The following is a 24,142-nucleotide window of genomic DNA, read 5'->3' as shown; positions in this document are numbered from 1 at the left end:
AACTTTTTTACTCCCTCTTGACCATACGGGCTGTTGTCGCCGCCATGCCAGCGAACTCACGATGAGCGGGCACTTCGCGGCCTCCTTGGGCTGCGCCGGAAGTGCCGTGCACGTCATCGCAGTTCACAAGGCGGACCCTGGGAGGGGGCATATGAACAGTCTCGACTGGGCCGTGCTCATCGGCTACTTCGGCGTGATGGTCGCGATCGGTGTCTGGTCCCACAAGCGGGTGGACAACGTCAGCGACTTCTTCACGGCCGGAGGAAAGATGCCGTGGTGGCTGTCCGGCATCTCGCACCACATGTCCGGCTACAGCGCGGTGATGTTCACCGGGTACGCGGCGATCGCCTACACCTACGGCGTCACCTCGTACGTCACCTGGTCCTTCCCCATCGCCATCGGTATCGCGATAGGCGCGAAGACCTTCGCGCCCCGCCTCAACCGGGTGCGCTCACGGCTGCATGTGTCCTCGCCGCTCGAGTACCTGAAGAACCGCTACAACCTGCCCACCCAGCAGGCTCTCGCCTGGTCCGGTGTGCTGCTGAAGATCGTGGACGTCGGCGCCAAGTGGGCCGCCATCGCGACCCTGTTGTCCGTGTTCACGGGCGTCTCGCTGAACATGGGCATCCTCATCACCGGTGCGGTGACCGCCATTTACTGCACGGTGGGCGGGCTGTGGGCCGACGCGCTCACCGAACTCGGCCAGTTCATCATCCAGTTCATCGCCGGTATCGCGATGCTCGTCGCGGTCCTCGCCGAACTCGGCGGCTTCAGCCAGCTGTGGAACGTCTGGGACGCCCCCGCGCTCGACGGCCACACCAAGCCGCTGGCCGGCCCGTACATGATGGTCTTCCTGATCGCCTACCTCTTCATCAAGACCTTCGAGTACAACGGCGGCATGTGGAACCAGGCCCAGCGCTACATGGCCACCGACTCCGCGAAGTCCGCCACGCGTTCGGGCGTCCTGTCCGCCTCGCTCTGGCTGATCTGGCCGCTGGTGCTGTTCTTCCCCATGTGGGTCGCACCGCTGATCATCAAGACGGACGTGCCGGCGGACTCGTACGCGCTGATGGCCGAGAAGCTGCTGCCGCACGGTCTGTTGGGGCTCGTCATCGTCGGGTTCTTCTCCCACACGATGGCGATGTGCTCCTCCGACGCCAACGCGATCGCGGCCGTCGTGACCCGCGACATCGCGCCCGCGGTCTCGAAGAAGGTGCGTGAGTGGGATACCCGGGCCGGGCTGCTCGCCGCGCGCCTGACCACGCTGCTGTTCCTCGGCCTGTCGATGTCCGTCGCGACGCAGGTGAACTCCGACTTCTTCGGAGACATCATCACGGTCGTCATCAAGTGGGTGGCCGGGCTGATGGGCCCGATCGCGATCCCGCTGATGCTGGGGCTGCTCCCCTGGTTCCGCAAGAGCGGTCCCACGGCCGCCCTGGTCAGCTGGGGCGTCGGCCTGGTGACCTTCTGGCTGGTCAACTACCCGATCAGCTGGAACGTCGACGGTGGCGTCCCGCTGCAGTACCAGGTGTCGATCCCGCTGGCGGTCTCACTCGTCCTGTACATCCTCATCGGCTACGTGAAGCCGGAGGACACACCGGAACGGGATGAACTCATCGCGAAGATCAACAGCGACGACGGCGGTTCGGGTTCGGCAGCGGCGGCGATCCCGTCCCAGGCGGGCACGGCCAGCCCGTCCGGCGCGGGAAGTCTTTAAGCCTTTGTGATCCGGGGCTGGGGGGTTGGGGGTGGGAGGTTTTCGCCCCCTCCGCCCCTTCCCGTCCCGTTCCTGGGGGCTCCGCCCCCAGACCCCCGTATCGCGCTGACGCGCTCGTCCTCAAACGCCGGACGGGCTGACACCGGGCGTAGCCCGGAAGCAAGGGACGGGTAGGGGCGGAGGGGGCGAAAAACCCTCCGCCCTCACGCCCGCGGGTATCGGGTGAGCCACCCGGGCGACGACCCCCCGGGCCCGTGCAACGCGGGCCCCTGAGTCATCTCCATCGCGAAGTCGTCCGCCAGGACCAGCATCGTGGGACGGCCCTCCAGCTCGGCCAGCCAGGCCGGCGGAAGGGCCGTTTCGCCGTGCAGGGCACCCAGCAGCCCCCCGGTGAGGGCACCGGCCGCCCCCGAGGGCCCCCCGTGGTTCACCGCGAGGCAAAGCCCGTGCCGAACGTCCTCGCCGACCAGAGCGCAGTACACGGCGACGGAGAGCAGCCCCTCCGCCGTACCGTCCCCGGCGAGCTCCTCGACCCGGCTCGGCGTGGGCATGCCCTGCCGTACGGCACCCAGGGCGTGCTGGAGCGCCTCCGTGACGGGCTGGTGCCCCGGACGCGCGGCGAGCATCCCCAGGGCCCGCTGGACGGCCCCGTCGAGGCTGTCGCCGCGGGCGAGGCCGTGCACGATGACGGCGTACGCGCCCGCCGACAGGTACGCCGTCACATGCCCGTGGGTCTGCGCGGCGCACTCGACGGCGAGCTGCATCACGAGCTGCGGCTCCCAGCCGACGAGGAGCCCGAAGGGTGCGGAGCGGGCGGCGGCCTCGGGACCGGGCTCGCCCGGGTTCTTGGGGGCGTCCAGGGTGCCCATGGTCTCGTCGCCGAAGCCGAGCAGGCAGGAGCGGGCCGGGTCGCGGCGGGCGTACAGCCACTCCTCGCGGGCCAGCCAGCCGTCGTCCTTGCGGCGCTCGTCGGGCCCCCAGTCGCTCTGGGTCGCCGCCCAGCGGCGGTAGGCCCGGTGGAGGTCGGTGGGCGGGTGCCAGGCGCCGGTGTCACGGCGTACCTGGGCGCGGATCAGCCCGTCGAGGGTGAAGAGGGTGAGCTGGGTGAGGTGTGTGACGGAGCCCCGCCTGCCGTGCCCGAAGGCCAGATCGGTGAGGCCCTCGGCGCCGTACGCCTCCCGGATCTCCTCCAGGGTGAGCCCGTCGAGCGGCGCACCGAGCGCGTCGCCGACGGCCGTACCCAGCAGCGTCCCGCGCACCCGGCTACGGAAGTCCTGCTGTTCGGCACGGCCCCAGACGGCACCGGCTGTCGCACCCACCGAGACCTCCCAGGCACCGTCCGTACGTCCGACTGCCCAGCACTGTAATCGAACGGGAACGGTCGGTTGAGAGGCGGAACGTTATGCGAAATGTGAACCCACTGATCACCTTTGACCGGCGTTCGGTGGGGTTTGCCGGTGCGGTGAGGTGTGCCGAAGGTGGGCTGGGGACTACCGCGCATCCCGTTGCGCCGCGTCGATCCGGTCCAGGAGTGGAGCCAGGCCGGCCCACTCCGGCGACATGGACCGGATGAGTTCGACCGCGCGGTCCAGGTCGGCACGGGCCTCGGCGAACCGCTCCACGCCGATCAGCGCCCGGGCCCGGCATACGAGGATCTCCGCGTTGTCGGGCTGGAAGGTTACCGCCAGGTCGGTGTCGGCCAACGCCCTTACGTAGTCGCGCTGTTGGAGATGGATCTCCGCCCGCTTCCACAGCGCCCAGGGGTATCCCGGCCTGAGTGCGATGGCCCGGTCCAGGTCGGCCAGGCCCTCGTCGAGCCGGCCCAGTTCACCGAGGCAGGCACCCCGGCTCGCGTGGGCCGACGCGTAGGCGCTGTCGAGTTGGATGGCCCGGTCGAAGTCGGCGAGAGCCTCCTCGTAGCGGCCCACGGAGCAGAGGGCGTCTCCTCGTTCGCCGAAGCCCCAGGTCCCGTCGGGATCCAGGCGGACCACGTGATCGAGGTCCGCGATCTGGCGTTCCTGCTCGCCGAGAGCCCGCCACACGCGGGCCCTGCGGATCAGCGCGAAGGGGTAGTCCGGCCTGATTCCCAGCGCACGGTTCAGGTCCGCGAGAGCGTCGTCGAGCAGTCCGAGTGTCTGACGGATGGCTCCCCTGGAGGCCCAGGCGAAATGGTGTGACGGGTCGAGCTCGATCCCCCGGTCCAGGTCCCTGACCGCCTCGTCGTCGTGGCCCAGGGCGCGGTGGTACTCGCCGCGCAGGGAGACGGTCTCGGCATGGTCGGGTGCGAGCGTGTCGGCCCGGTCCAGGTCGGCGATCCCCGCCTCGAAGTCGCCGAGGCCGCCGCGGCTGAACGCCCTGCCGCGGTAGGCCCGCGCCAGTTCCCGATCGAGGGCGATGGCCCGGCCGTACTCCGCCACCGCCTGCTCGTACGCGCCGCTGTGCCGCAGCGCGCGGCCCCGCACCGTCCGGGCGAGCGCCTGTCGCGGTTCGTCGAGTCCTCCGGGCCGGTCGAGGAGCAGCCCGAGCGCGGTCACCACCCCGCCTTCGCCGAGCGCCCCCAGCAGGTCGCGCCCCCACTTCCGTACTGCCTCCGCGTCCGCGTCCTCGCCCGCTTCCACCATGGCCACGGCCCAGCGGCGGGCGGAGACGTCACCGGCGTCGCAGGCGTCGACGAAGTCCCGCAGCACCACCGGCAGCGCGGCCCGCGCTCCCGCGCACAGCAAGTGGTACGACTCCGCGAGCCGAAGCTCGCGCCATGCCGCGTCCCCCCACAACTCCTCCTGTTCCACGCCCGCTTCGGCCTCGTCCCGCCACTGACCGAACGTCTCCGCAAGCCGCGCGTGCCGCTCCGCCCACCCCCGTGGGGAGTGCCGCCGCTGCAACCGCAGCATCGGGGCGCGTACGACGTCGTGGTACTGGACCCGGTCCCCGCGGTCGCTGACGAAGGGCAGCGACCGCAGCCAGCCGAACAGCGCCTCGGCCTCTTCCTCCGGGCAGCCCACGGCGGCCCGGAACACGTCCGCGTCGAGGCGCCGGGGCAGCGCGCAGGCGAGGGCGGCCCCCCGACGTACCGGATCCTGCTCCCACTTGAGGAACCGTTCGACGGCCGTCGCGCTCGGGTCGCCGATGTCGTCGGGGTCGGTGGGCCGTGCCTCGGCCAGCGTGGACACCAGCACCGGCAGCCCGCCCGTGAGCCGCAGCACTTCCTCCACGACCGGCTCGGCCACCACGCCCCTGTCGGCGAGCAGCCCCCTCGCCTCGGCCTCCGTGAAAGGCCCAAGCGGGAGGTCCGTAACAAAGTCCGCGAAGCCGCCCCAGCGGGCGGTGTCGAAGGCCCGCTGCCCGGCCGTCACGACCACGGTGTTGGCCGGCAGCGAGCCGCCGTACCGGTCCGTCGTCATCACGTCGTGCAGCCAGCCGTCGAGGAAGGGCCCGGTCCGCTCGTACGTGTCGAAGAACAGCACGAGCCAGGGGGCCGCGTCGGCGGCGTCGGCGAGTTCGGTGAGCAGGACGGGTGTGAGGACGCGCTCGGGCGACAGCACCAGCTGTACGTCCTCCTGGTTGCGGAAGCGGGCACTCAGCCCCGCGCGCAACCGGTCGGCTCCTTGGGCGAGTTGGGCGGGATCGATGGCTCCGGCGAGCGCGCCGACGCCGGGCACGAGACCCAGCCCGACGAGTCCCGCGCGGGCGGCGGTCATGCCGGCTGCCGAGGGCTGGGGTCCGAGCGTCTCGCCGGTCTCCACGACCGTCGACTCGGCCTCGTGCCGCCGCTCCCGATGCGTGGCCAACAACCGGTCGAGTTCCTTGAACCGATGCCCCTGCCGCGCGAACCGGTCGCTGATGGCCGCCATCGCCTCGGGCACACTGCCCGCAATCTCGTCGACGTAGGCGGTCAGCGCCCCGCGCTCCCGCGCAAGCTGCTCCAACTCCCGTACCAGGAAGGACTTTCCGACCCCCGCGTTGCCGTGCACATGGAACAGGAACCGGTGCCGCTCGTCCTCCGGCGGCAGTTCGAGGTTCTCCCGGAACGCGGCGCGCTCCGCACCCCGCCCGACGAACCCGCGCCGCGTGCGGCCCGTGATCAGCTCCCGCATCGAGGGCCGCGCCCGCACCATCCGCCCGTCTCCTCCGCAATCGCCTGCCCGGACCGGCTCCAGTCTGGCCCAACCCACCTGAAGAGGCATGGTTGTTGACCGTCCCACAGGGCCATATTGGGATCATGCCTGTATCCAGAACCCCCCACTCCACCGTCCTCCACCTCACCTACACCCTCCTCACCGCAACGGTCGCGCTCTACATCTCCCTCGTCGCCTTCAGCAACATCACTGACTTCGGCACCAACCAGCAGTTCGTCCGCCATGTCCTCGCGATGGACACGACGTTCAAGGACGACGACCTCATGTGGCGGGCCATCACGTCACGCACCTGGCAGGACGCCGCGTACATCGCGATCATCGCCTGGGAGACCCTCGCGGCCCTCGTCCTCATCGCCGGCACCTTCCTGTGGACCCGCCGCGACCACACCCGCGCCCGCTCCGTCTCCACCCTCGGCCTGCTGATGCTCCTGCTTCTCTTCGGCGCCGGTTTCATCGGTATCGGCGGCGAGTGGTTCGTCATGTGGCAGTCGGGAGACTGGAACGGACTGGACGCCGCGATGCGGGTGTTCCTGCTGAGCGGGGTTGTGCTGGTCGTCATCAATCTGCCGTTCGGCGCGCGGGCGACCGCGCCCGGCTCAAGTACCACCGACTAGCACTCCCCAGCACTCACCGGCAATCGCCGACACCCGCCGCACCATTCGACCCAGGTCGAATGGAGGCGCGCACGCAAACGTTCCCTCTCCAGACTGGTTCTGCTTGACCGGCGCGGGTCGACCACCGTGCCGGACGAATCACGGGGAAGGAAGAACACCATGGTCATCCGTAATCGTCACCTCGCCATGGGGCTGGCATCGATCCTCGGAGCCGCCGCCATGTTCGCGGTGCCCACGTCCGCTCAGGCGGCCGCGGCCTCGGACCCGGCCACCTGGCCGTGCGACCCGTCGGAGTTCTGCATCTACCACGACACGCAGGGCGACGGCGCGCACTACTCGCTGGCGGACGGCGCCTCCAACCTGAGCGTGCTGACAGGCGGCCTCGACGACCACGTGTGGTCGGTGAAGAACATCTCCGGCGACGACTGGTGCCTGTATTCGGACTCGAACTACCGGAACCAGCTCCTGGTGGTCCTGGACGGCCAGGCCTTCGACGTGGCCTCACCCGTCCGCGACCAGGTCACCTCCGTCACGGAGTGTTGAGGACGATCTTTCGGTCTGCGGCGCCACCGGCCAGGTGGCGCCGCATCCGGTGCGTGCCGCATCCGGCGTGATCGTCGACGTATACGGACGCAAACGGTCCCATTAGTGCCGACTCTGTGAATGTGCGCCAGCCCGGTGGCTGCAGTCCCCACCGTTTTCCCACTATGGAATGAGGCGCGGAAACACAGTGCACGTGGGCGCCACCGTGCCGAACGGGGATGGTTCACATGGTGGTTCGCATTCATTTCACCGACGACGACCTGGCGCACATCCGGCTGGCACACGCCCCGGATCCCATGTGGGAGGCGCTGCTCAGCATGCACATGCTTCAGACGAACGATGCTTCGGCCGCTGGCGGCGCGCGGTACGCCGCGAACTGCACGCTCCAGATACTCCGGTGCGCGAGTTACTCCGCCTCGCGCCGCCCGTCGGTTACTCGGCGGACTTCCTCACGCCGACCGGCGGCGCAGGCGGCTTGGACGCGGGAATCGGCGCTCTGCTGTCCACTCCGCGCCGACGCCTCCGACGCGACCTGCTGGAACTGTCCGGTACAGGCCGACGGCTGCCGGTCTGGTCGAGGTCACTCGCCGACGGCGACAAGGAAGCCATCACTCACCTCGCACGCACGCTCCGGACGTACATCTGGATTGCGCTGTCTCCTTGGTGGGGTTCCATCCGTGCCCGCTTGGACACCGAACGCTCCGTCCACAGCCGGTCTCTGGCCAATGGCAACCTCGGCGGGTTCTTGAGCACGCTGCACCCCGGGCTCGTCTGGCAGCCGCCGGTTCTCGAAATCACCGGCTTGCGCACCGACCGCGACATCCGTCTTGACGGACGCGGACTGCTCGTACTCCCGTCGTATTTCTGCTGGCGGAAACCAACACTGCTCAGGGATCCCACGCTGCCGTGCGTCCTGGTCTACCCGATGACACACGACACCACCCTGGAGGCTGCGCCCGGAACGCCGGGGACGCCCGGGACCGGACACGTGCGGCCCCGACCCCTGAACGCGCTCCTCGGCCACAGCCGTGCCGAGATCCTCGAGTCAGTCGCAGCCCATGGCATGACGACCACGGAACTCGCCCACGGCGTGAAGATCTCCCCCGCCACCGCCAGCCACCACGCCGGCGTCCTACGAGAGGCGGGCCTGCTCAGCACCTCCCGAGCGGGCAAGGCAGTCCTGCACACTCTCACCCCACTCGGACTGGCACTGCTGGACGGGCGCCTTGTGATGTCCGTCTAGCGAGTCGAACGGGCCCACATCGCCGTGCCGGCGGTGGATGGCCGGGCCGCCGGAAAGTCCGGTCGCGAAGACCTAGCCGTACCAGGTGACGTTGCAGACATAGACGCATTCGTGTCGTGGCACTGCAAGAAAACTGATGAACCCCCGACCACCGAGGAGGTCGAACTCACGCAGTCCGCCCTCCTTGTCCACAGGCCTGCCGACCCGTACGGCGTCATGCCCGAGCGCGGCCAACTCGGTCGCGAGCCGTTCGACCTCCGCCACGACTCCGGGCGGCAGCCCTTCGGTGATGTATTCGGCACTTGGGTTGTAGTCCCAGGACCAGTCCGTCACAGACCCGCCTCTGCCTCGGCCGCCGCCCGGATCCCGCGGATCTCGGCGATGGCCTTGGCCGGTTCTTGTTCGCCCGCGTCCACGATCCGCTCCAGTTCGTGGAGGCGGGCGGCGCGCTGCGGGTGCCGCTCGATCGCCACGAACACGGCCCACGAGTGCACGAAGGCCCGCAGCGGCGCGAGACTCTGCGTCTGCTGCGCGTTCGTCGTCGCCTCGAAGAGGTGCTGGGTGAGCGCCGGAATCCGACTGGGGGCGATCCGGGCGACCGCCGCTCGCAGTGCGTCAGGGGTGAGCTCAGGCATGGGGATCAGTGGTCCGTACGGGCCGTCGCTCTGAGCACTCACGGTGACCTCCGGTGCGGGTGGGGCGCTCCTCGTACGGTACCGGCGGCGGCCCCGGTGAGCGGCCGAGACGGCACTGGTCACGTGACTCACTTCCGCCATGTCCTACGCCGCTGCCGCTCGGGCCGGGCGACAGTCCCGGCAGCGGCCCGGACCCGGGGCGCGGAACGCACGGTCGCAGCCGTCGCAGTTCTGGAGAGGGTCGGGGCGGGCGGCCTCCGGCCGGGTGGGCAGGGGTGGGGGCAGCAGGGCGGTGAGGCGGTGGGCCAGGAAGCCCGCCGGATGACGTACGCCCTCCCGTGGCATCCCTGCCGCAAGAGTTCGCTGTACGTCGTCCGGGGTGACACCCCGTTCAAGCCAGGCGGCCACGGCGGGGGCGAGGCGGCGTACGTCTGCCTCGGCGAGGTGGAGACGGGGGTCGCGGATGCGGAGGCCCGCAAGGACGTCGCGGGCGGTGCGGTGCGTGGGCAGGTCAGGGCTGCCCGGCGCGGGAGTTGACCTGGCCGGGGCCGGATGTTCCGGCTCCTTGGGTTCCGGGGCCGGTTCGCGGCGGGGCGCGGGGGCCGAACGGGCCGTACGGGTCTGGGGTTTGTTGTACGAGATGGTGCGCGTCACGATCCGCCCCGACGGCAGGCGCTCCTTGGTGCGCGACAGGTAACCGTGCTGCTCCAGCTCCCGCAGGGCGGCGGCGATCCGCGTCTCACCCTCTGGGAACTTCGCCGCCAGGGCCTTGATTCCGACCAGGGTTCCGGTCGGGAGCGACTGGATGTGGGTGGCCAAGCCGATCGCCGTCAGCGACAGATCGGGATGCTGGGCCAGATGGTTTCCGACAACAGTGAACTCTTCGTTGTGGCGTTCGTCCATGTGGCCAACTCCGAGGTGGGAATGGGCGGACCGGGCGCGCGCATGCGCGTTAAAGTGCTGCTCAGTCATCGGGAAGGTCTCTTCTTCCTGGGTGATCAGGCCCTCGTTCGGGATTGCAGTCCCGGCGGGGGCCGTTTCATGTGCGGTTGTGTGTCGGGAGCGACGCTGCCCGATCAATTCGCCTTGGCGCCAGCCGAATTGGCCGTGATCACTCGTCCGAGTGACCAGGGGTGCGGTGGGAGACGGGCTGGGTGGGGTGGGGTTTGGTTCTTTCCCCCGGTTCTTTCTTCTTTGGCGTCGGGCCCGACCGGGTCACAACGCCCCACGATCCGGAGTCACCTCGGCCCAGACCGTCTTGCAGCGGGGCCCCGGGCCGTCGACGACACCCCAGCGGTCCGCGTACGCCGCGACGATCGCTAGACCGCGCCCCGACTCCCCACCGTCACCGACCGGATCCTTGATACGCGGGATCCGGTCACCCCGGGCGTCAGCCACCTCGACACGCAGCGTGTCCGGACACCCCGGCGGCCCGATGGCGAGCGTCAGCCGGAAGTCCCGGCCCGGTACGCGGCCGTGGAGGACGGCGTTCGCGGCGAGTTCGGCGACGACGTGCAGCGCGGGCTCGGACTCGGCGCCCCATTCAGCGAGTTGGCGTTCCGTGAGGAGTCGGGCGAGGCGGGCACCGCGACGGGTCGAGGAGAGCAGGACCGTGAAGTAGCGGGTGGCGACAGTCGGTTGGGCGGTCGCACGGATTCTGTTGTTCACGTCACTCAGCGTGGCCGCGCGTGGCTACCCTGAACAGCGGTGGAGGCGGTACGCAGCGTGACTGTCCGGGTGCGGTACGGATGCGACCCGAGGCTGTCCGGCCCTTAGTGTGAGAGTCAGGTGGGCATGGAGACGGACATCGAGTACGACGACGAGTCGAGCGGCAGGCTCCGGACGGTCGGCCGCCAGATCAAGCTGTGGCGGGAAGCCGCGGGGCTGCGGCAGGCGGAGCTCGGGGCGGCTATCGGGTACAGCGAGGAGCAGGTGTCGTCCGTGGAACGCGGACGGCGCGTGCCGAAGCCGGAGTTTCTGGACAGGGCCGATGAATTACTCGGCGCGGGCGGCAAGATCTCGGCGATGAAGAAGGATGTGGAGGAGGCCCGGTATCCGAAGAACCTGCGGGATCTGACCAAGCTGGAGGCCGACTCCGTCGAGATGGGCGCGTACAACACGCACACGATCCATGCGCTGTTGCAGACGGAGGAGCACATGCGGACGCTCTTTGGGATGCGGCGGCCCCTCTACTCCGAGGAGGTTGTCGAGCGGGAGGTCTCCGCACGGATGGCGCGGCGGGAGATCATCGACCCCGCGCGGCCCCATCCCGTCTTCAGCTTCGTCCTGGAAGAGGCGACTCTCCGGCGGCCCGACGGAGGGAGAATGGTGCAGCACCGCCAGCTCGAACATCTGCTGGAGGTCGGCCAGTTGCGGAACATCGCCATCCAGGTGATGCCGATGAACATCGAGAACCATCCCGGACTCGGCGGATCCTTCCGGCTGTTCAAACTGAGGAACGGCGCCACCCTGGGCTACACAGAGGCACAGCACGTGACCCGGCTCCTCTCCGCTCCCAAGGAAGTTCAGTCCTTGGAGATGCAGTATGGGAACATCCGGGCGGAAGCTCTCCGGCCTGGGGAGTCGCTGGCGTTCATCGAGAAACTGCTGGGAGAAAAGTGAACATCAACTCCGGTGCCATGGACGGTTCCGAGCTGCAGTGGTTCAAGAGCAGCTACAGCACCAACGAGGCCGGCTCCGACTGCGTCGAGGTCGCCCCCTCCCCCGGCACCGTCCACGTACGCGACTCCAAGGATGCGCAGGGCGGGCGGCTCGCCTTCGCGGGCGCCTCATGGAGCGAGTTCGTCGCCTACACCGCGTACCGCGCCTGAATCGCGTTGCGCGCGACGATGACCGCGGCCAGCCGGGGGGCGAAGCGGGAACGGTCGGCGCCGTGGCTGTCGACAAGGATGGTGAGGACGTCAGCGAGGTCGGCAAGGTCGTCCCAGCCGGGAGCCGAAGACATTGCGGACGTAAGCCAGACGTCCACGGCGGACCAGTCAGCAAGGCCCGCGGAACTGATCACCCGGAAGAACGCAATGTCACTCGCCCCAAGATTACTGTCGGTGGAGAGACGGTCCACCTCTCGCCACAGTGCGTGAGCTGCGGCGCACCCATATTGACCGGCCACGCTCAACGCCTGCACGAATACCCTGTGTATATCGTCGTCCTCCGCACGCAGTCGCTCACTCGACGCACGCGCCGCAGTCCAGTTCTTCAACACTAGGTTGACGATGGCAAGTTCGTGAAATAGGTCGTTGTCCAATTCTCCATTCATCCGGATCTCGCCCAGCACAGCCAGGGCCTGTTCTGGCCGACCCTGTATCCGATGAAATGCAGCGAGCATGCACTGCCCCGCGGTCTGCTCCTCTGTGAGTTCCAGGTACCGCAAGACATCGGCACCGACCTGTTCGAGGCGCCCCATAGCCAAGTTCACCCTGAATCGCTCCCGCACCGACCATGCCTCGTTCAGGCCCAGTTCGACAGCCTGATCGAGGTCGGCCATCGCATCCTCGAATCGCCCCAGCCAGCGGAGAACCCTGGCGCGCTCACCTCGCGCCCAAGCCCAACTCTCGTCGATGTGGAGCGCCTTGCTCAGGTCGGCCAGCGCTTGGTCTCCTTGATCGAGGAGGGCATGGGCCACACCGCGCCCCGCGTACGCCAACTCGTCGTTGTCGTCCTCCCGAATAGCGCGATCGTAGTCGGCCACGGCAGCCTCGTACCGCCTCGCTTGGCGTAGCGCCTCAGCGCGCCAGTAAGCCACCCATCCGCTATCCGGAGCCGCCTCAACAGAAAGGTCCAAGTCAGCCATCTGGGCAACGTGCTCGCCTCGCTCGCGCCTCAAGAATGACCTCTGCACAAGAGCCCAGACATAGTCCCCGTCGAGCGCCACAGCCCGGTTCAGGTCTTCCAGGGCCTCATCGTCCCGGCCGAGACTGCTGTACGCCACGCCGCGACTCGCATAGGCCTTCGCATAACTGTCATCGAGCCGAATAGCACGGTCGAAGTCGGCAAGGGCCTCTTCATGCCGGCCCGCCAAGCGCAGGGCTTCACCCCGTTCGAAGGCACCGGTACGGAAGTCCGGGTTCACTTCAACGGCCCGGTTCAAGTCCTCCATCTGCCGAGTACAGTCTCCCACTTGAGCCCACACACTTGCTCTGATCACCAGCGCTGATGCGGAATCGGGATTGAGTCGAAGAGCCGCACCGAGGCTCTCCAGGGCTTCAGCTTCACGGCCGAGACTCTTGCAGCAGTCTCCCCGTATAACGTGCGCGAGGATGTACGTCGCATCGAGCTCTATCGTCCTGTCGGCGTCGCTGACCGCCTCGGGATGCCGGTCCATGCACCAGTACACAAAGGCCCGTTCCTCCAGGTATTCGGCATCCGTGGGAACAAGCCGCACAGCACAATCCAAGTCAACGAGTGCTTCCTCGTACTGATCCTGCTTCCGACGAGTCCTCCCTCGCCCGTAGTAGGCACGATCCAGCTCCGGATCCAGGTCGAGTGCCCGGTCGTAGTCGGCGACGGCCCGCTCCAGCTCCCCGCTCTCCCGCAGATCCCTCCCCCGCACCGCCCGCGCCCAGGCCTGTGCGGGGCCGTCGAACCCGGCCCGGTCGATCAGCAGGCCAAGCGCGCCGATCGTCCCCTCGTTCTCAAGCGCACTCAGCAGTTCATGGCCCCACGTCCCCAGCGCCACCGCATCCGCGTCCTCTCCCGCCTCCAGCAGCATCTGGGCCCATCTGCGCCCCACAGCCTCGTCCTCGTCAAGCGCGTCGACGACATCCCGAAGTACATCAGGAAGCACCCCTCGCCGCCCCGAGCACAGCAAGTGGTACGACTCGGACAGCCGCAGCTCACGCCACCCCTCGTCGCCCCACAACTCAGCTTTGACCAGGCCGGCTTCCGCCTCCCGCCGCCACGCACCGATCGTCTCTGCGAGCCGTTCCTGCCGTTCCCTCCATGCGCGCGGCGACTGCTGCCGAAGCCAGCGCAGCATCTGGGACCGCACGACACCGTGGTACTGAACCCGCCCACCCCGGAGCTGCACGAAGGTGAGCCCGTTCAACCACCCATATAGCTGCGTTGCTTCGCTCTCCGGACACCCCACAGCGGCCTGGAAGACGTCCGCGTCGAGCACCCGCGGCAACGCACAGATCACCGCGACGGTGCGTCGGTCCCCGTCCTGTTCCCACTTCAGGAACCGGTCGACGGCCGTCGCGCTCGGGTCGCTCACGTCCTCGGGGTTGGCGGGCCGCGTCTCGGCGAGGAAGTCGACAAGTACGGGCAGTCCGTCGGTGAGCCGCAGCACCTCGTCCACGACTGGCTGTGTCGCCGTGCCACCCTTCATCGCGAGCAGCCCGCGCGTTTCGTCCTCCGTGAAGGGTTCGAGCGGCACATCGGCGACAAGACTCATGCTGCCGCTCCAGCGGGCGGCATTCAGTGAGCGCTGTCCGGCTGTCACCACCACGGTATTCGTCGGGAGCCACCCGTACCGCCCGACGGTCACCACATCGTGCAGCCAGCTGTCGAGGAACGGCCCTGTCATCTCGTACGTATCGAAGAAGAGAACCACCCAAGGCACGTTCTCCGCCACATGGCTCAGCTCATCGAGCAGTAAGGGTGTGAGGACCCGCTCCGGAGCGAGGACCAGCTGCACGTCATCCTGGTTGTGCAGCCGCGCGCTGAGCCCTGCCCTCAGCCTGTCAACGCCTTGCGCCAGCTGGGCCGGATCAAGGGCCCCGACGAAAGGAGCAGCACCCGGAACGAAGCTCAGGCCGGCGACGCCCATGCGCGCCGCCGTCATACTGCCCGCCGATGGGGACGGGACGTCCTGGTGTGGCTCGGGGAGCTCGGCCGAGGCCGACTCCACCTCGTGACGCCGCTCACGGTGCACGGCGAGCTGCCGGTCCAGGTCCTTGAACCGGTGTCCCTGCGCCTTGAATTCGGCGCAGAGCACCGCCATCGCCTCGGGGACACTGCCGACGGCCTCATCGACGTACGCGGTCACCGCGCCCTGCTCTTGGGCCACCTGCTTCAACTGCCGTAGGAGCTGGGTCTTGCCGACCCCCGCGTCGCCGTGGACATGGAAAAGAAACCGGTGCCGTACGTCGTCAGGTGCATGGTCGAAGTTGCTCCGGAACGCGTCGAGTTCGGCCTGCCTGCCGACGAACCCGGCGCGCGTACGGCGACGTACAAGATCCTCCATGGACGGCCGCGACGAGACCAAGGACCTCTCCCCCTCCCCCGTTACCCCATCCGCTCCTGCCGGACAGTGTTCCACCGTAGGGCGGTGCCGCCCCCCTCAATCCCCCAACACCGGCAACAGCTCCGGCAGATGCCCGTCCGAAGCCGCCGCCGCCCGCTGCCGTTCCTCCGGCACCTCGCCGTACAGGGTCGTACGCGGCTTCGCCGGGCGCCCCGCCGCCTCGGCCACCGCGATCAGGTCCTTGACGGACTTGTACGACCCGTAACTCGACCCGGCCATACGGGAGATGGTCTCCTCCATCAGCGTGCCGCCGAGGTCGTTCGCACCGGAGCGGAGCATCTCCGCCGCGCCCTCGGTCCCCAACTTCACCCAGCTGGTCTGGATGTTGGGGATGTGCGGGTGGAGAAGGAGGCGGGCCATGGCCATGACCGCGCGGTTGTCGCGCATGGTCGGGCCGGGGCGGGCGATCCCCGCCAGGTACACCGGTGCGTTGGTGTGGATGAACGGGAGGGTCACGAACTCCGTGAAGCCGCCGGTCTGTTGCTGGATGCGGGAGAGGGTGCGGAAGTGGCCGAGCCAGTGGCGGGGCTGGTCGACATGGCCGTACATCATCGTGGACGAGGAGCGGATGCCGAGTTCGTGGGCCGTGGTGACGACCTCGATCCACGTCGCTGTCGGCAGCTTGCCCTTCGTCAGGACCCAGCGGACCTCGTCGTCGAGGATCTCGGCCGCGGTGCCGGGGATGGAGTCGAGGCCCGCCTCCTTCGCCGCCGACAGCCATTCGCGGATGGACATGCCGGTGCGCGTGGCGCCGTTCACCACCTCCATGGGGGAGAAGGCGTGCACATGCATCCCGGGGACACGTTCCTTCACCGCCCGCGCGATGTCGAAGTACGCCGTCCCGGGCAGGTCGGGGTGGATCCCGCCCTGCATGCAGACCTCGATCGCACCGACGTCCCACGCCTGCTGGGCCCGGTCGGCGACCTGGTCGAGGGAGAGGGTGTACGCGTCGGCGTCCGTGCGGCGCTGGGCGAAGGCGCAGAAGCGGCAGCCGGTGTAGCAGACGTTGGTGAAGTTGATGTTCCGGGTGACGATGTAGGTGACGTCCTCGCCGACCACCGACTTGCGGACGTCGTCGGCGATGCGGCAGAGGGCGTCCAGGGCGGGGCCGTCCGCGTGCAGCAGTGCCAGGGCCTCGTCGTCGGTCAGGCGGGTCGGGTCGTCGGCGGCCGTCGCGAGCGCGGCCCGGACGTCCGTGTCGATCCGCGACGGCACCATCCCGGGCGCCGCCGCCTCCCGCAGCGACTCCCAGTCGCCGTACACCAGGTCGAAGTCCTCGCGGCGGTCGCCGGTACGGCCCTCGGTGTCGATGGACACGTGCAGATCCGTACGCCCGGACGAAGTGAACGCCTCCTCGGGCTCCTGCCAGGGGTGCCCCTCGACGACCGCGTCCGGCAGGGCGAGCCCCGACGACGGGTCGGCGAGCGCGCGTACGTGCGGCAGCAGCCGCGGGTCCAGCCACGGCTCGCCGCGCTGCACGAACTCCGGGTAGACACAGAGGCGTTCACGCAGTTCGAAGCCGGCGGTCGCGGATTCCGACTTCAACAGGTCGATCTGCGGCCACGGACGCTCCGGGTTCACATGGTCGATCGTCAGCGGCGACACCCCGCCCCAGTCGTCGATCCCCGCACCGATCAGCCGCCCGTACTCGGAGTCCACCAGGTTCGGCGGCGCCTGGAGGCAGGCGGCGGGACCCATGATGTGCCGGGCCACGGCGACGGTGGCGACCAGCTCGTCCAGCTCGGCGTCCGGCATACCGCGCATCGCCGTGTCCGGCTTGGCGCGGAAGTTCTGGATGATCAGTTCCTGGATGCCGTGGTACGAGCGGGACACGCGGCGCAGCGCGAACAGCGACTCCGCGCGCTCCTCGTACGTCTCCCCGATCCCGATCAGGATCCCGCTGGTGAACGGGACGGAGGAACGGCCCGCGTCCTCCAGCACCCGCAGTCGTACGGCGGGCTCCTTGTCCGGCGAGCCGTAGTGCGGACCGCCCGGCTCGGACCACAGGCGGGTCGCGGTCGTCTCCAGCATCATGCCCATCGACGGGGCCACCGGCTTCAGCCGCTGGAAGTCCGTCCACGACATCACACCCGGGTTCAGGTGGGGCAGCAGCCCCGTCTCCTCCAGGATGCGGATCGAGATGGCCCGTACGTACGCGATCGTGTCGTCGTACCCGTGCGCGTCCAGCCACTCGCGCGCCTCGGGCCAGCGGTCCTCGGGCTTGTCGCCGAGGGTGATCAGCGCTTCCTTGCAGCCGAGTTCCGCGCCGCGGCGGGCGATGTCGAGGACCTCGTCCGGGGACATGAACATCCCGTGGCCGGCCCGGCGCAGCTTGCCGGGGACCGTGACGAAGGTGCAGTAGTGGCATTTGTCCCGGCACAGGCGGGTGAGCGGGATGAAGACGCTCTTCGAGTACGTGATGACACCGGGGCGGCCCGCCGCCTCCAGGCCCGCGTCCCGCACCCTGGCCGCGGACGCGGTGAGGTCGTCGAGGTCGGCGCCGCGGGCCTGGAGCAGCACCGCGGCCTCGGTGACGTCGAGGGCGACGCCGTCACGGGCACGTTTGAGGGCGCGACGCAGCGAGTTCTCGGTGGGACCGGTTCCGGAGGTCGCGGAAGTCGTCATCCATTGAGCATACGTTCGGGCGATCACGGCTGACTTGAGTGCCCGATTCGTCCCGCACCGCAGGTCGTTACACGGTGGCACTGGAACCGGCGGCTCCGGGCACGTAGGCAGCAGTCGCGGGTCCGGTGAACGTCCCGGAGGGCGGCTCCGTCGTAGGGGTGATGAGGGGGGCGGCCAGGGACATCGGTGGGAGCCGGCCGCACCACGCCGTGGCGGCGCTGCGAACCGGACTGGGCAACGTGGGGGGATCTGACATGGCGGAGCCGACGGCATGGGAGGAGGAGCGGCTTCGGGCCGCCCTCGCGCTGATCGGGGACGCCGTGGCGGGCCCGGATCCGGTGACTCCGCCCGCGCCCTCCGCGACCCCGTCCCGGGTACGGCCGCCCGAGCGCGCGTCCCACCGGCGCCGGCGCCACGCCCTCATCGGCGGCGCGCTGGCCGCGGGGGTCCTGTGCGCGGCCCTGCTGACCAACGGCGGCTGGTTCCGCGACACGCGGTCCGGTACGGCCGGTGCTGCAGCGGACGAAGGCGGCGTGGGCCAGACCTACGCCGAGGGCATCGCCTGCGCACGCCTCATCGTCGAGGGTGACGTACTCGACGTACGTCCGGCTCCGCGGACGGGCCGGGTCCTGCTCACCTTCGCCGTCGACGACTGGATCAAGCCCGGTCGGGGCAGGAGCACGATCGAACTCGACCTGGTCGATCCGACCGTGGCAGAGGTCGAGGAGCCCTTCGGCAAAGGGCAGCATCTGCTCCTCGTGGTCCCGGTCCGCGAGGACCTGGAGGCGGACGCCTCCAGCGGGACGGAGCTCACCCGCATGCGCAAGATCATCGACAGCAACTGGGCCGAGGCCGCCAGGACCGAGTGCCCGCCCTATTGGAAGGGCACGCAGAGCTGAGGGCACTCCCTCCGCGTCCGAGCGAAAACTCTGCGTCTAAAACTCTGCGTCTGACCGAAAGCTGTCCATCCCCTTCCCTTGCACCGCAGTTCACGGCCGGATAGAAGCCTTGTACATGCCACCCGCACGCCATCCCCCCACCACCCATGTCACTCACGACGTCTTGGGAGCAGCAGCATGTGTGAGGACGACCACGGCATAGGCAGACGCGCTCTGATCGTGACGGGAGCGACCGCTGCGCTTACGTTGGGAAGCGTGACCTTCTCACCCGGGTACGACGCGGAAGCGGCGAACGAGCTGGAGACGAGGACGGTGCGCGGCACGCTGCCCACCGGTTCGCCGGACTTCGTGTACCTACCGGTGGAAGTCCCGGCCGGGGTACGGGAGCTCAAGGTCGCGTACTCCTACGAGAAACCGGCCGTCCCGGTCGGCACGCAGGGCAACGCCCTCGACATCGGCATCTTCGACGAACGCGGCACCGCACTGGGCGGCAAGGGCTTCCGCGGCTGGTCGGGCGGCGCCCGCACGGAGTTCTTCATCCGCGCGGACGACGCGACGCCGGGCTACCTCCCCGGACCGGTCCGCGAGGGCACCTGGCACATCGCCCTCGGCCCGTACACCGTGGCTCCGCAGGGACTGCCGTACGAGATCACGATCACGCTCGCGTACGGGGAGCCGAGTCCCGCCGTGAAGCCGACGTACCCGCCGGCGCGTGCCAAGGGCAGGGGCCGCGCCTGGTACCGCGGCGACTGCCATCTGCACTCCTGGTACTCCGACGGCCGCCGCACCCCGGCCGAGATCGCGGCCCTCGCCCGTGCCGCGGGCCTGGACTTCATCAACACCTCCGAGCACAACACCCATTCCGCGCACGCCCATTGGGCGGACCAGGCGGGTGACGACCTGCTGATCATGCTCGGCGAGGAGGTCACGACGCGCAACGGTCACGTTCTCGCCCTCGGCACCGACCCCGGCACCTTCATCGACTGGCGTTACCGCGCCCGCGACAACCGTTTCGGCAAGTACGCGCGGGAGATCCGCCGCTCCGGCGGCCTCGTCGTACCCGCCCACCCGCACGCCACCTGCATCGGCTGCAACTGGAAGTTCGGGTTCGGGGAGGCGGACGCGGTCGAGGTGTGGAACGGCGCGTACACCCCCGACGACGAGGTCGCCCTCGCCGACTGGGACGGCATGCTGGTCGCCTCGGTGCGGGAGGGCCGCGACTGGATCCCGGCGATGGGCAACAGCGACGCCCACCGCGACCCCGACCCGGTCGGCCGCCCCCAGACCGTCGTCCTCGCCGACGACCTGACCCGCGAGGCCGTCCAGGAGGGCATCCGGGCGGGCCGCTCGTACGTGGCCGAGTCCCAGTCGGTGTCGCTGGCCTTCACCGCGTCCGGCGCGAAGGGCGAACACGCGGGAATCGGCGAGCGGTTGAAGGTCGACAAGGACACCCCGGTCACCATCCGCCTGGAGGCCACCGGCGCCCCCCGCTGCACGGTCCGCTTCGTCACCGACCAGAGCGTCCTGTTCACCAGCGACCCACTGCCGGTGGACGGCTCAGGCACGGTCGAGTGGCGTACGACGGCTTCGTACGCGGCGTACGTACGGGCCGAATTGCGCCATGAGGTGGTGCTCGCGCCGTTGCCGGGAGCGTTGGCGGCGTTCACGAATCCGATCTTTCTGGGGCGTTGACCTTGGCTGTATGAGGGCAGCATGGAAGGGATCCCGCCGGTGATTCCGGCGGCGCCCCTTCCTCGCCACTCAGCTCTCCGTGCGTACCGCGCGCCAGGCCGTGTCCAGGGCGGCGAGAAATGCCGCCTGGTTCGAGCGTTGGAACCAGTTGAAGAGAATCAGCTGCGACTGTCTGCCGATCTTCCACTTCGGGGGGTCCGCCCAGTAGCTCAGGTGCGCGGGGTCCGCGTCTGTCGCCAGGTAGACGTAACCGTTGACCCACACGGTGGGAGGCTTGGACACCGGTTGGACAAGATCGGTCAGAGCGACGACGGACCCCTTGACGCCGCCGATCCTGGCAAGCAGGTCCCACTCGATCTCGATCCGGTCGTCGTACAACGTGGCCTTGGCATTGAAGCCCTTGAACGTCTGCGGGTTCACGATCTCCTCCATGTCCGAGCACGGCAGGGGAAGCCGACTGTGGCGTCACCAGGACTTCACGGCGTCCCAGTTCGACCTCGCCCGCGCTGCCGACGGACGAACGGACACCGCTCGTTGAGCTCCAACCCGACTCTATGTGTCCCCAAGTAGCCAGGACGGCAAGCAACTTGAACAGAACGCCGAATCCGACGCTGCCGCACCCACACGTCCACTCTCGACCGACCCGGCCACCTTCGGTACCTTCCTCCGCGCCCCTCAAGCGGACCCACGGCTGAAGGCCGCCAGGGCTACCTTGGCCATGTGAGGAGGTGCTCCGTGGGAATGCGGTCACGGCGGGAGGTACTGGCATGGGGGGCCGCTGCGGCGATGACCGGATGCGCCGACGGTTCCCCGGACCGTCGACCACAGCCGAGTAGGCCCTCGCCCGTACCGTCCCCTTCTGCCCCTCCCCGGCTCCCGCTCGTCCTTGCCGTCCATCCGACACGGGCCGCAGGCCTGTCCGCCGACCCGGCGCTCCTGGGCCACGTACGGTCCGGCCGACAGCTGACCTGGCAGCAACTCGGCGGCACGGGCGGGGTCGCGCGGGTGGTCCGCGGACCGCACGCGGAGGACTCCGGCGCCTCCGCGCCCTCCGACACGGACGCGGTACTGGCCGTACAGCGCGACCCCGACACGGTGGCCGTAGTACGGGCGGACGCGCTCGGCCCGGGCGTCGCGGCGCTGCCCGTCGACGGCCGCGACCCCGTGACGGACCCGCGCGGCTACCCCGTGACGGTCGACGCGGAGGCCGGTCCGGGCGCGGTCGCCACGACTCTCTGGACCGGCGACATCATGCTGGGCCGGCGGGTCGGCATCGAGATCGCCGCGTCCGGCGACCCGGCGCTCCCCTTCTCCCGGACCGCGCGCCGCCTCGCAGCGGCCGACCTGACCGTGGGGAACCTGGAGTGCGCCCTGTCCCGGGCGGGGCCTGCCACCCAGGGCGGCGACTCCTTCGCCGCCGACCCGGCCTCCCTCTCCGGCCTGCGCGAGGCCGGTTTCGACGTCCTGACCTTGGCCAACAACCACCTCGGCGACTTCGGCGCGGAGGCCCTGCGACGCACGGTGAGCAGCGCCCGGTCCGCCGGGTTCACGACCGTAGGCGCGGGCGAGAACCTGACCGCCGCCCGCGAACCGGCCATCGTGCGCGTGGGAGCCGTACGTTTCGGAATCCTCGTCTTCAACGCGATCGGCGAGACCCCGGCGGCGGGCCCCACGAGCGCGGGCGCGGTACGGCTGCGGATGCCGCCCCGCACCGGCCCCCTCTCCGCCTCCGACCTGGCCGCGCTGGAAACCTCGGTCCGCGCCCTGCGCGCCCGCGCCGACGTGGTGGTCGTCTGCCCGCACTGGGGCGAGCAGTACACGCACCGCCCGGTCGCGGCCCAGCACACGGTGGCCCGCCGGCTCGTCGACGCGGGCGCCGACGCGGTCATCGCCTCGCATCCGCACTGGGTGCAGGGCATGGAGCTGTACAAGGGCGCACTCGTCGCCCACTCACTGGGCAACTTCATCTTCGACATGACCTTCTCCCGCGAGGTCCAGCAGGGCGTGGTCCTTGAGCTGGTGTTCTGGGGAGCGAAGGCGATGGCGGCCCGGCTGCTGCCGGTGGCGATCGGGACGCGACACGTGCCGTACTTCCTGGAGCCGGCGGGCAGCGAGGCCCGCGAGATCCTGGCCGACGTGTGGCGAACAAGCGGCGAGCCTTACAACGCCCTATAAGGAGTGCCCCGTTAGGGGCGCGGGGAACTGCGCGAGCAACCACAACCGACCCGCAGTCAGCGAACGACCGAAGCACCCCTACACGTCACTGTCGAAGGCAACGTGCAGATGATCCCGATGCACCCGGTCAGAGAAGAACCCCGGAAGCCCGAGCTGCCGCGGCCCGCCCACGTTGTACGCCCCCGCCTTCGCCGCCGCCCGCATGAAACCGTCGACGAGCGCGTCGGAGGTCGCGGGGTCGATCACCGCGTGCCCGTCGACGGCCCACACGTCGAAGGCGCGCATACGGGTGTGGTCGCTGAGCCGGTCCGTACCGAAGACGTTGCGCGGGTGCCCGGTATGGACGACGCTCACGTCGATCTCGTACGTCTCCGCCAGCGTCAGCAGCGCCCGCAGCGGCTTGGGACGCAGCTGCCCGGCCCGGATGTCGGCCTCGGCGGCGGGCGGCAGCCGGATCCGGTCGTGCGCGACGACCTGCTCGATCAGCGTGCCGGGCCGGGCGAGCGGCTTCGCGGCACGGGACGGGTACAGCTCGCTGACCTCCCACCCGGAGGCCGCCCGGGTCAGCCGTACGTCGACGGTGACCCCGCCGTCCTCTACCTTCCCGTCCGCCGCCCTCCCCCACTGCCGGAGCGCGACCAGGACACTGGCCCGCGCGCTCAGCAGCCCTCCGTACTGGGCGGCGATCACACGGGTGGTGGCCTCGGGCCCGGCGTCGAGCAGGGGCCCCGCCTGCGTGACAAGGTGCGGGACGGAACCGGCGGGCACGTCCTGCGCTGCGGCCCGCTCCGTCGCGGCGGCGGCCCCCTGCTGCCCGCGCGGCCAGGTGCCGAGTGCCTCCAGAAGTCGTACGGCCGCCCCTTTGACCTGGGGTTCGACCTCGGTACGGACGAAGGGCCAGGGAGACGCGGAGGGGAGGGGGTCGGGCGGGGAGGGGGATGGGGTGTTGCCACTGCTCGGAGCCCGCGTAACCGGCGAACTCCCTGTCGGCGTGGGCTCCTTGCCACCGCTGGTACAGCCCGCGATCGCGGCCGCGGCCCCCGCGACGGCCGCCAGCAACACCCGCCTGGCTGGTTCGGTCACCCCTCCAGCATGACCCCGCGTCCCGACGCACTGTCAAGGCGACTGGGGAGTGGCGCCGCCGAGGCGAAGAAGCTGAGCGCGAAGAGCATGGGCCACGTGGTCTGCCTGGTCAGCTGTGACTCGCTCGTGCTCTGGGCCCCCAAGCAACTCGAAGACCCCCGGCCCTCGTTGGGCTTCCGGCAGATTCGCCATACGCGGCACGATGTGGAAGTGCACGTGGGCGAAGCCTTCGGTTTCTGCGAACTGCACGACGCAGGTCTTGACGCAGCCGGTCACCCCGCGGAGGGCCCGGGAGAGCTTGACCTGCCAGGTTCCCAGAGCGGCTGCCTCGGCATCGGTGAGGTCATGGACGGCCGTGACGTGGCGTCGGGGCAGCAGCACCAGCCAGCCGGGCAACGCGGTGTCGAAGACATGGGCCACCCGCCAGTGCTGGTCGAACACGACGCACTCGCGGGGCGGAAGCTCGTCGAACCGCGCTTCCTTGGCGCACGCATAGCAGTCGGGAGCCGTCATGC

General features: G+C 69.5%; 20 protein-coding genes. 9 read left to right on the top strand and 11 right to left on the bottom strand.

Annotation, left to right across the window (positions count from 1 at the left end; genetic code table 11):
* Positions 1–151: 151 nt before the first annotated feature.
* A complete protein-coding gene (locus tag OG246_RS12210; RefSeq protein ID WP_266459990.1) occupies positions 152–1,717 on the top strand; it encodes a sodium:solute symporter family protein in 1,566 nt (521 codons plus the stop codon).
* A gap of 203 nt (positions 1,718–1,920) precedes the next feature.
* Here the strand turns inward: OG246_RS12210 and OG246_RS12205 are convergent, their stop codons facing one another.
* Positions 1,921–3,036, bottom strand: a complete 1,116-nt coding sequence (locus OG246_RS12205) for an ADP-ribosylglycohydrolase family protein (protein WP_266459988.1) — start codon at positions 3,034–3,036, stop codon at positions 1,921–1,923.
* A gap of 171 nt (positions 3,037–3,207) precedes the next feature.
* Positions 3,208–5,832, bottom strand: a complete 2,625-nt coding sequence (locus OG246_RS12200) for an ATP-binding protein (RefSeq protein WP_266459985.1) — start codon at positions 5,830–5,832, stop codon at positions 3,208–3,210.
* Between the two features lie 104 nt (positions 5,833–5,936).
* Here OG246_RS12200 and OG246_RS12195 point away from each other — a divergent pair, with 104 nt between their 5' ends.
* From OG246_RS12195 to OG246_RS12185, 3 genes are all read left to right on the top strand, one after another.
* Positions 5,937–6,467 (top strand): DUF2165 domain-containing protein, encoded by a 531-nt coding sequence (locus OG246_RS12195; protein WP_266459982.1) that lies wholly within the window; start codon positions 5,937–5,939, stop codon positions 6,465–6,467.
* A 159-nt stretch (positions 6,468–6,626) separates the two neighbouring features.
* Positions 6,627–7,010 carry a peptidase inhibitor family I36 protein gene (locus tag OG246_RS12190; protein ID WP_266459979.1) on the top strand — a complete coding sequence of 128 codons (384 nt, stop codon included), beginning with the start codon at positions 6,627–6,629 and terminating at the stop codon, positions 7,008–7,010.
* 397 nt (positions 7,011–7,407) lie between these two features.
* The gene (locus tag OG246_RS12185) at positions 7,408–8,253 is read left to right on the top strand and encodes a winged helix-turn-helix domain-containing protein (protein WP_266459977.1); all 846 of its coding nucleotides are present in this window, start codon (positions 7,408–7,410) and stop codon (positions 8,251–8,253) included.
* A 72-nt stretch (positions 8,254–8,325) separates the two neighbouring features.
* Here OG246_RS12185 and OG246_RS12180 read toward each other — a convergent pair whose 3' ends face one another.
* The 4 genes from OG246_RS12180 to OG246_RS12165 form a co-directional block, all read right to left on the bottom strand.
* Positions 8,326–8,586: a hypothetical protein gene (locus OG246_RS12180; protein WP_266459974.1), complete on the bottom strand. Its 261-nt coding sequence runs from the start codon at positions 8,584–8,586 to the stop codon at positions 8,326–8,328.
* Positions 8,583–8,930 (bottom strand): DUF6247 family protein, encoded by a 348-nt coding sequence (locus OG246_RS12175; RefSeq protein WP_266459972.1) that lies wholly within the window; start codon positions 8,928–8,930, stop codon positions 8,583–8,585. Before OG246_RS12175 ends, OG246_RS12180 begins: the two co-directional genes overlap by 4 nt.
* Positions 8,931–9,032: 102 nt before the next feature.
* Positions 9,033–9,791, bottom strand: coding sequence for a helix-turn-helix domain-containing protein (locus OG246_RS12170; protein ID WP_323178292.1), 759 nt, complete (start codon positions 9,789–9,791; stop codon positions 9,033–9,035).
* 312 nt (positions 9,792–10,103) lie between these two features.
* Positions 10,104–10,556, bottom strand: a complete 453-nt coding sequence (locus OG246_RS12165) for an ATP-binding protein (RefSeq protein WP_266459967.1) — start codon at positions 10,554–10,556, stop codon at positions 10,104–10,106.
* Between the two features lie 126 nt (positions 10,557–10,682).
* On the opposite strand from OG246_RS12165, the gene OG246_RS12160 reads away from it, so the two are divergent.
* Positions 10,683–11,510 carry a helix-turn-helix transcriptional regulator gene (locus OG246_RS12160; protein ID WP_266459965.1) on the top strand — a complete coding sequence of 276 codons (828 nt, stop codon included), beginning with the start codon at positions 10,683–10,685 and terminating at the stop codon, positions 11,508–11,510.
* Entirely contained in the window at positions 11,507–11,719 is a 213-nt protein-coding gene (locus tag OG246_RS12155; RefSeq protein WP_266459957.1) for a DUF397 domain-containing protein, read from the top strand. The genes OG246_RS12160 and OG246_RS12155 overlap by 4 nt, the downstream gene beginning before the upstream one ends.
* Here the strand turns inward: OG246_RS12155 and OG246_RS12150 are convergent.
* Positions 11,698–15,093, bottom strand: coding sequence for an ATP-binding protein (locus tag OG246_RS12150; RefSeq protein WP_266459954.1), 3,396 nt, complete (start codon positions 15,091–15,093; stop codon positions 11,698–11,700). The two genes, OG246_RS12155 and OG246_RS12150, sit on opposite strands and share 22 nt — an antisense overlap.
* 96 nt (positions 15,094–15,189) lie before the next feature.
* A complete protein-coding gene (locus OG246_RS12145) occupies positions 15,190–17,778 on the bottom strand; it encodes a bifunctional FO biosynthesis protein CofGH (protein WP_266459951.1) in 2,589 nt (862 codons plus the stop codon).
* A gap of 254 nt (positions 17,779–18,032) precedes the next feature.
* On the opposite strand from OG246_RS12145, the gene OG246_RS12140 reads away from it, so the two are divergent.
* Both OG246_RS12140 and OG246_RS12135 read left to right on the top strand, forming a co-directional pair.
* Complete coding sequence (locus OG246_RS12140; RefSeq protein ID WP_266459948.1) at positions 18,033–18,677, top strand: hypothetical protein; 645 nt, start codon at positions 18,033–18,035, stop codon at positions 18,675–18,677.
* A 177-nt stretch (positions 18,678–18,854) separates the two neighbouring features.
* Positions 18,855–20,369, top strand: a complete 1,515-nt coding sequence (locus OG246_RS12135; protein WP_266459938.1) for a CehA/McbA family metallohydrolase — start codon at positions 18,855–18,857, stop codon at positions 20,367–20,369.
* Between the two features lie 69 nt (positions 20,370–20,438).
* Here OG246_RS12135 and OG246_RS12130 read toward each other — a convergent pair whose 3' ends face one another.
* Positions 20,439–20,789 carry a hypothetical protein gene (locus tag OG246_RS12130; protein ID WP_266459935.1) on the bottom strand — a complete coding sequence of 117 codons (351 nt, stop codon included), beginning with the start codon at positions 20,787–20,789 and terminating at the stop codon, positions 20,439–20,441.
* Between the two features lie 366 nt (positions 20,790–21,155).
* On the opposite strand from OG246_RS12130, the gene OG246_RS12125 reads away from it, so the two are divergent.
* A complete protein-coding gene (locus OG246_RS12125; RefSeq protein WP_266459932.1) occupies positions 21,156–22,544 on the top strand; it encodes a CapA family protein in 1,389 nt (462 codons plus the stop codon).
* Between the two features lie 78 nt (positions 22,545–22,622).
* Here OG246_RS12125 and OG246_RS12120 read toward each other — a convergent pair whose 3' ends face one another.
* Together OG246_RS12120 and OG246_RS12115 are read right to left on the bottom strand one after the other, a co-directional pair.
* Complete coding sequence (locus tag OG246_RS12120) at positions 22,623–23,627, bottom strand: hypothetical protein (RefSeq protein WP_266459929.1); 1,005 nt, start codon at positions 23,625–23,627, stop codon at positions 22,623–22,625.
* A gap of 33 nt (positions 23,628–23,660) precedes the next feature.
* Positions 23,661–24,140 (bottom strand): HIT family protein, encoded by a 480-nt coding sequence (locus OG246_RS12115; protein WP_266459927.1) that lies wholly within the window; start codon positions 24,138–24,140, stop codon positions 23,661–23,663.
* Between the last annotated feature and the right edge of the window lie 2 nt (positions 24,141–24,142).

Source organism: Streptomyces sp. NBC_00620 (assembly GCF_026341825.1).
In the GTDB taxonomy this organism is placed as follows: domain Bacteria; phylum Actinomycetota; class Actinomycetes; order Streptomycetales; family Streptomycetaceae; genus Streptomyces.
The sequence above is the reverse complement of the archived record's forward strand: the minus strand, read 5'-3'. Positions and strand labels throughout refer to the sequence as shown.

Bases quoted from the DNA above. Each gene is read 5' to 3' on its own strand.
- OG246_RS12190 (WP_266459979.1), top strand. From the start codon at position 6,627: ATGGTCATCCGTAATCGTCACCTCGCCATGGGGCTGGCATCGATCCTC.
- OG246_RS12140 (WP_266459948.1), top strand. From the start codon at position 18,033: ATGGCGGAGCCGACGGCATGGGAGGAGGAGCGGCTTCGGGCCGCCCTC.
- OG246_RS12195 (WP_266459982.1), top strand. From the start codon at position 5,937: ATGCCTGTATCCAGAACCCCCCACTCCACCGTCCTCCACCTCACCTAC.
- OG246_RS12210 (WP_266459990.1), top strand. From the start codon at position 152: ATGAACAGTCTCGACTGGGCCGTGCTCATCGGCTACTTCGGCGTGATG.
- OG246_RS12115 (WP_266459927.1), bottom strand. From the start codon at position 24,140: ATGACGGCTCCCGACTGCTATGCGTGCGCCAAGGAAGCGCGGTTCGAC.
- OG246_RS12160 (WP_266459965.1), top strand. From the start codon at position 10,683: ATGGAGACGGACATCGAGTACGACGACGAGTCGAGCGGCAGGCTCCGG.
- OG246_RS12125 (WP_266459932.1), top strand. From the start codon at position 21,156: ATGACCGGATGCGCCGACGGTTCCCCGGACCGTCGACCACAGCCGAGT.
- OG246_RS12170 (WP_323178292.1), bottom strand. From the start codon at position 9,791: ATGGACGAACGCCACAACGAAGAGTTCACTGTTGTCGGAAACCATCTG.
- OG246_RS12145 (WP_266459951.1), bottom strand. From the start codon at position 17,778: ATGACGACTTCCGCGACCTCCGGAACCGGTCCCACCGAGAACTCGCTG.
- OG246_RS12200 (WP_266459985.1), bottom strand. From the start codon at position 5,832: ATGGTGCGGGCGCGGCCCTCGATGCGGGAGCTGATCACGGGCCGCACG.
- OG246_RS12150 (WP_266459954.1), bottom strand. From the start codon at position 15,093: ATGGAGGATCTTGTACGTCGCCGTACGCGCGCCGGGTTCGTCGGCAGG.
- OG246_RS12135 (WP_266459938.1), top strand. From the start codon at position 18,855: ATGTGTGAGGACGACCACGGCATAGGCAGACGCGCTCTGATCGTGACG.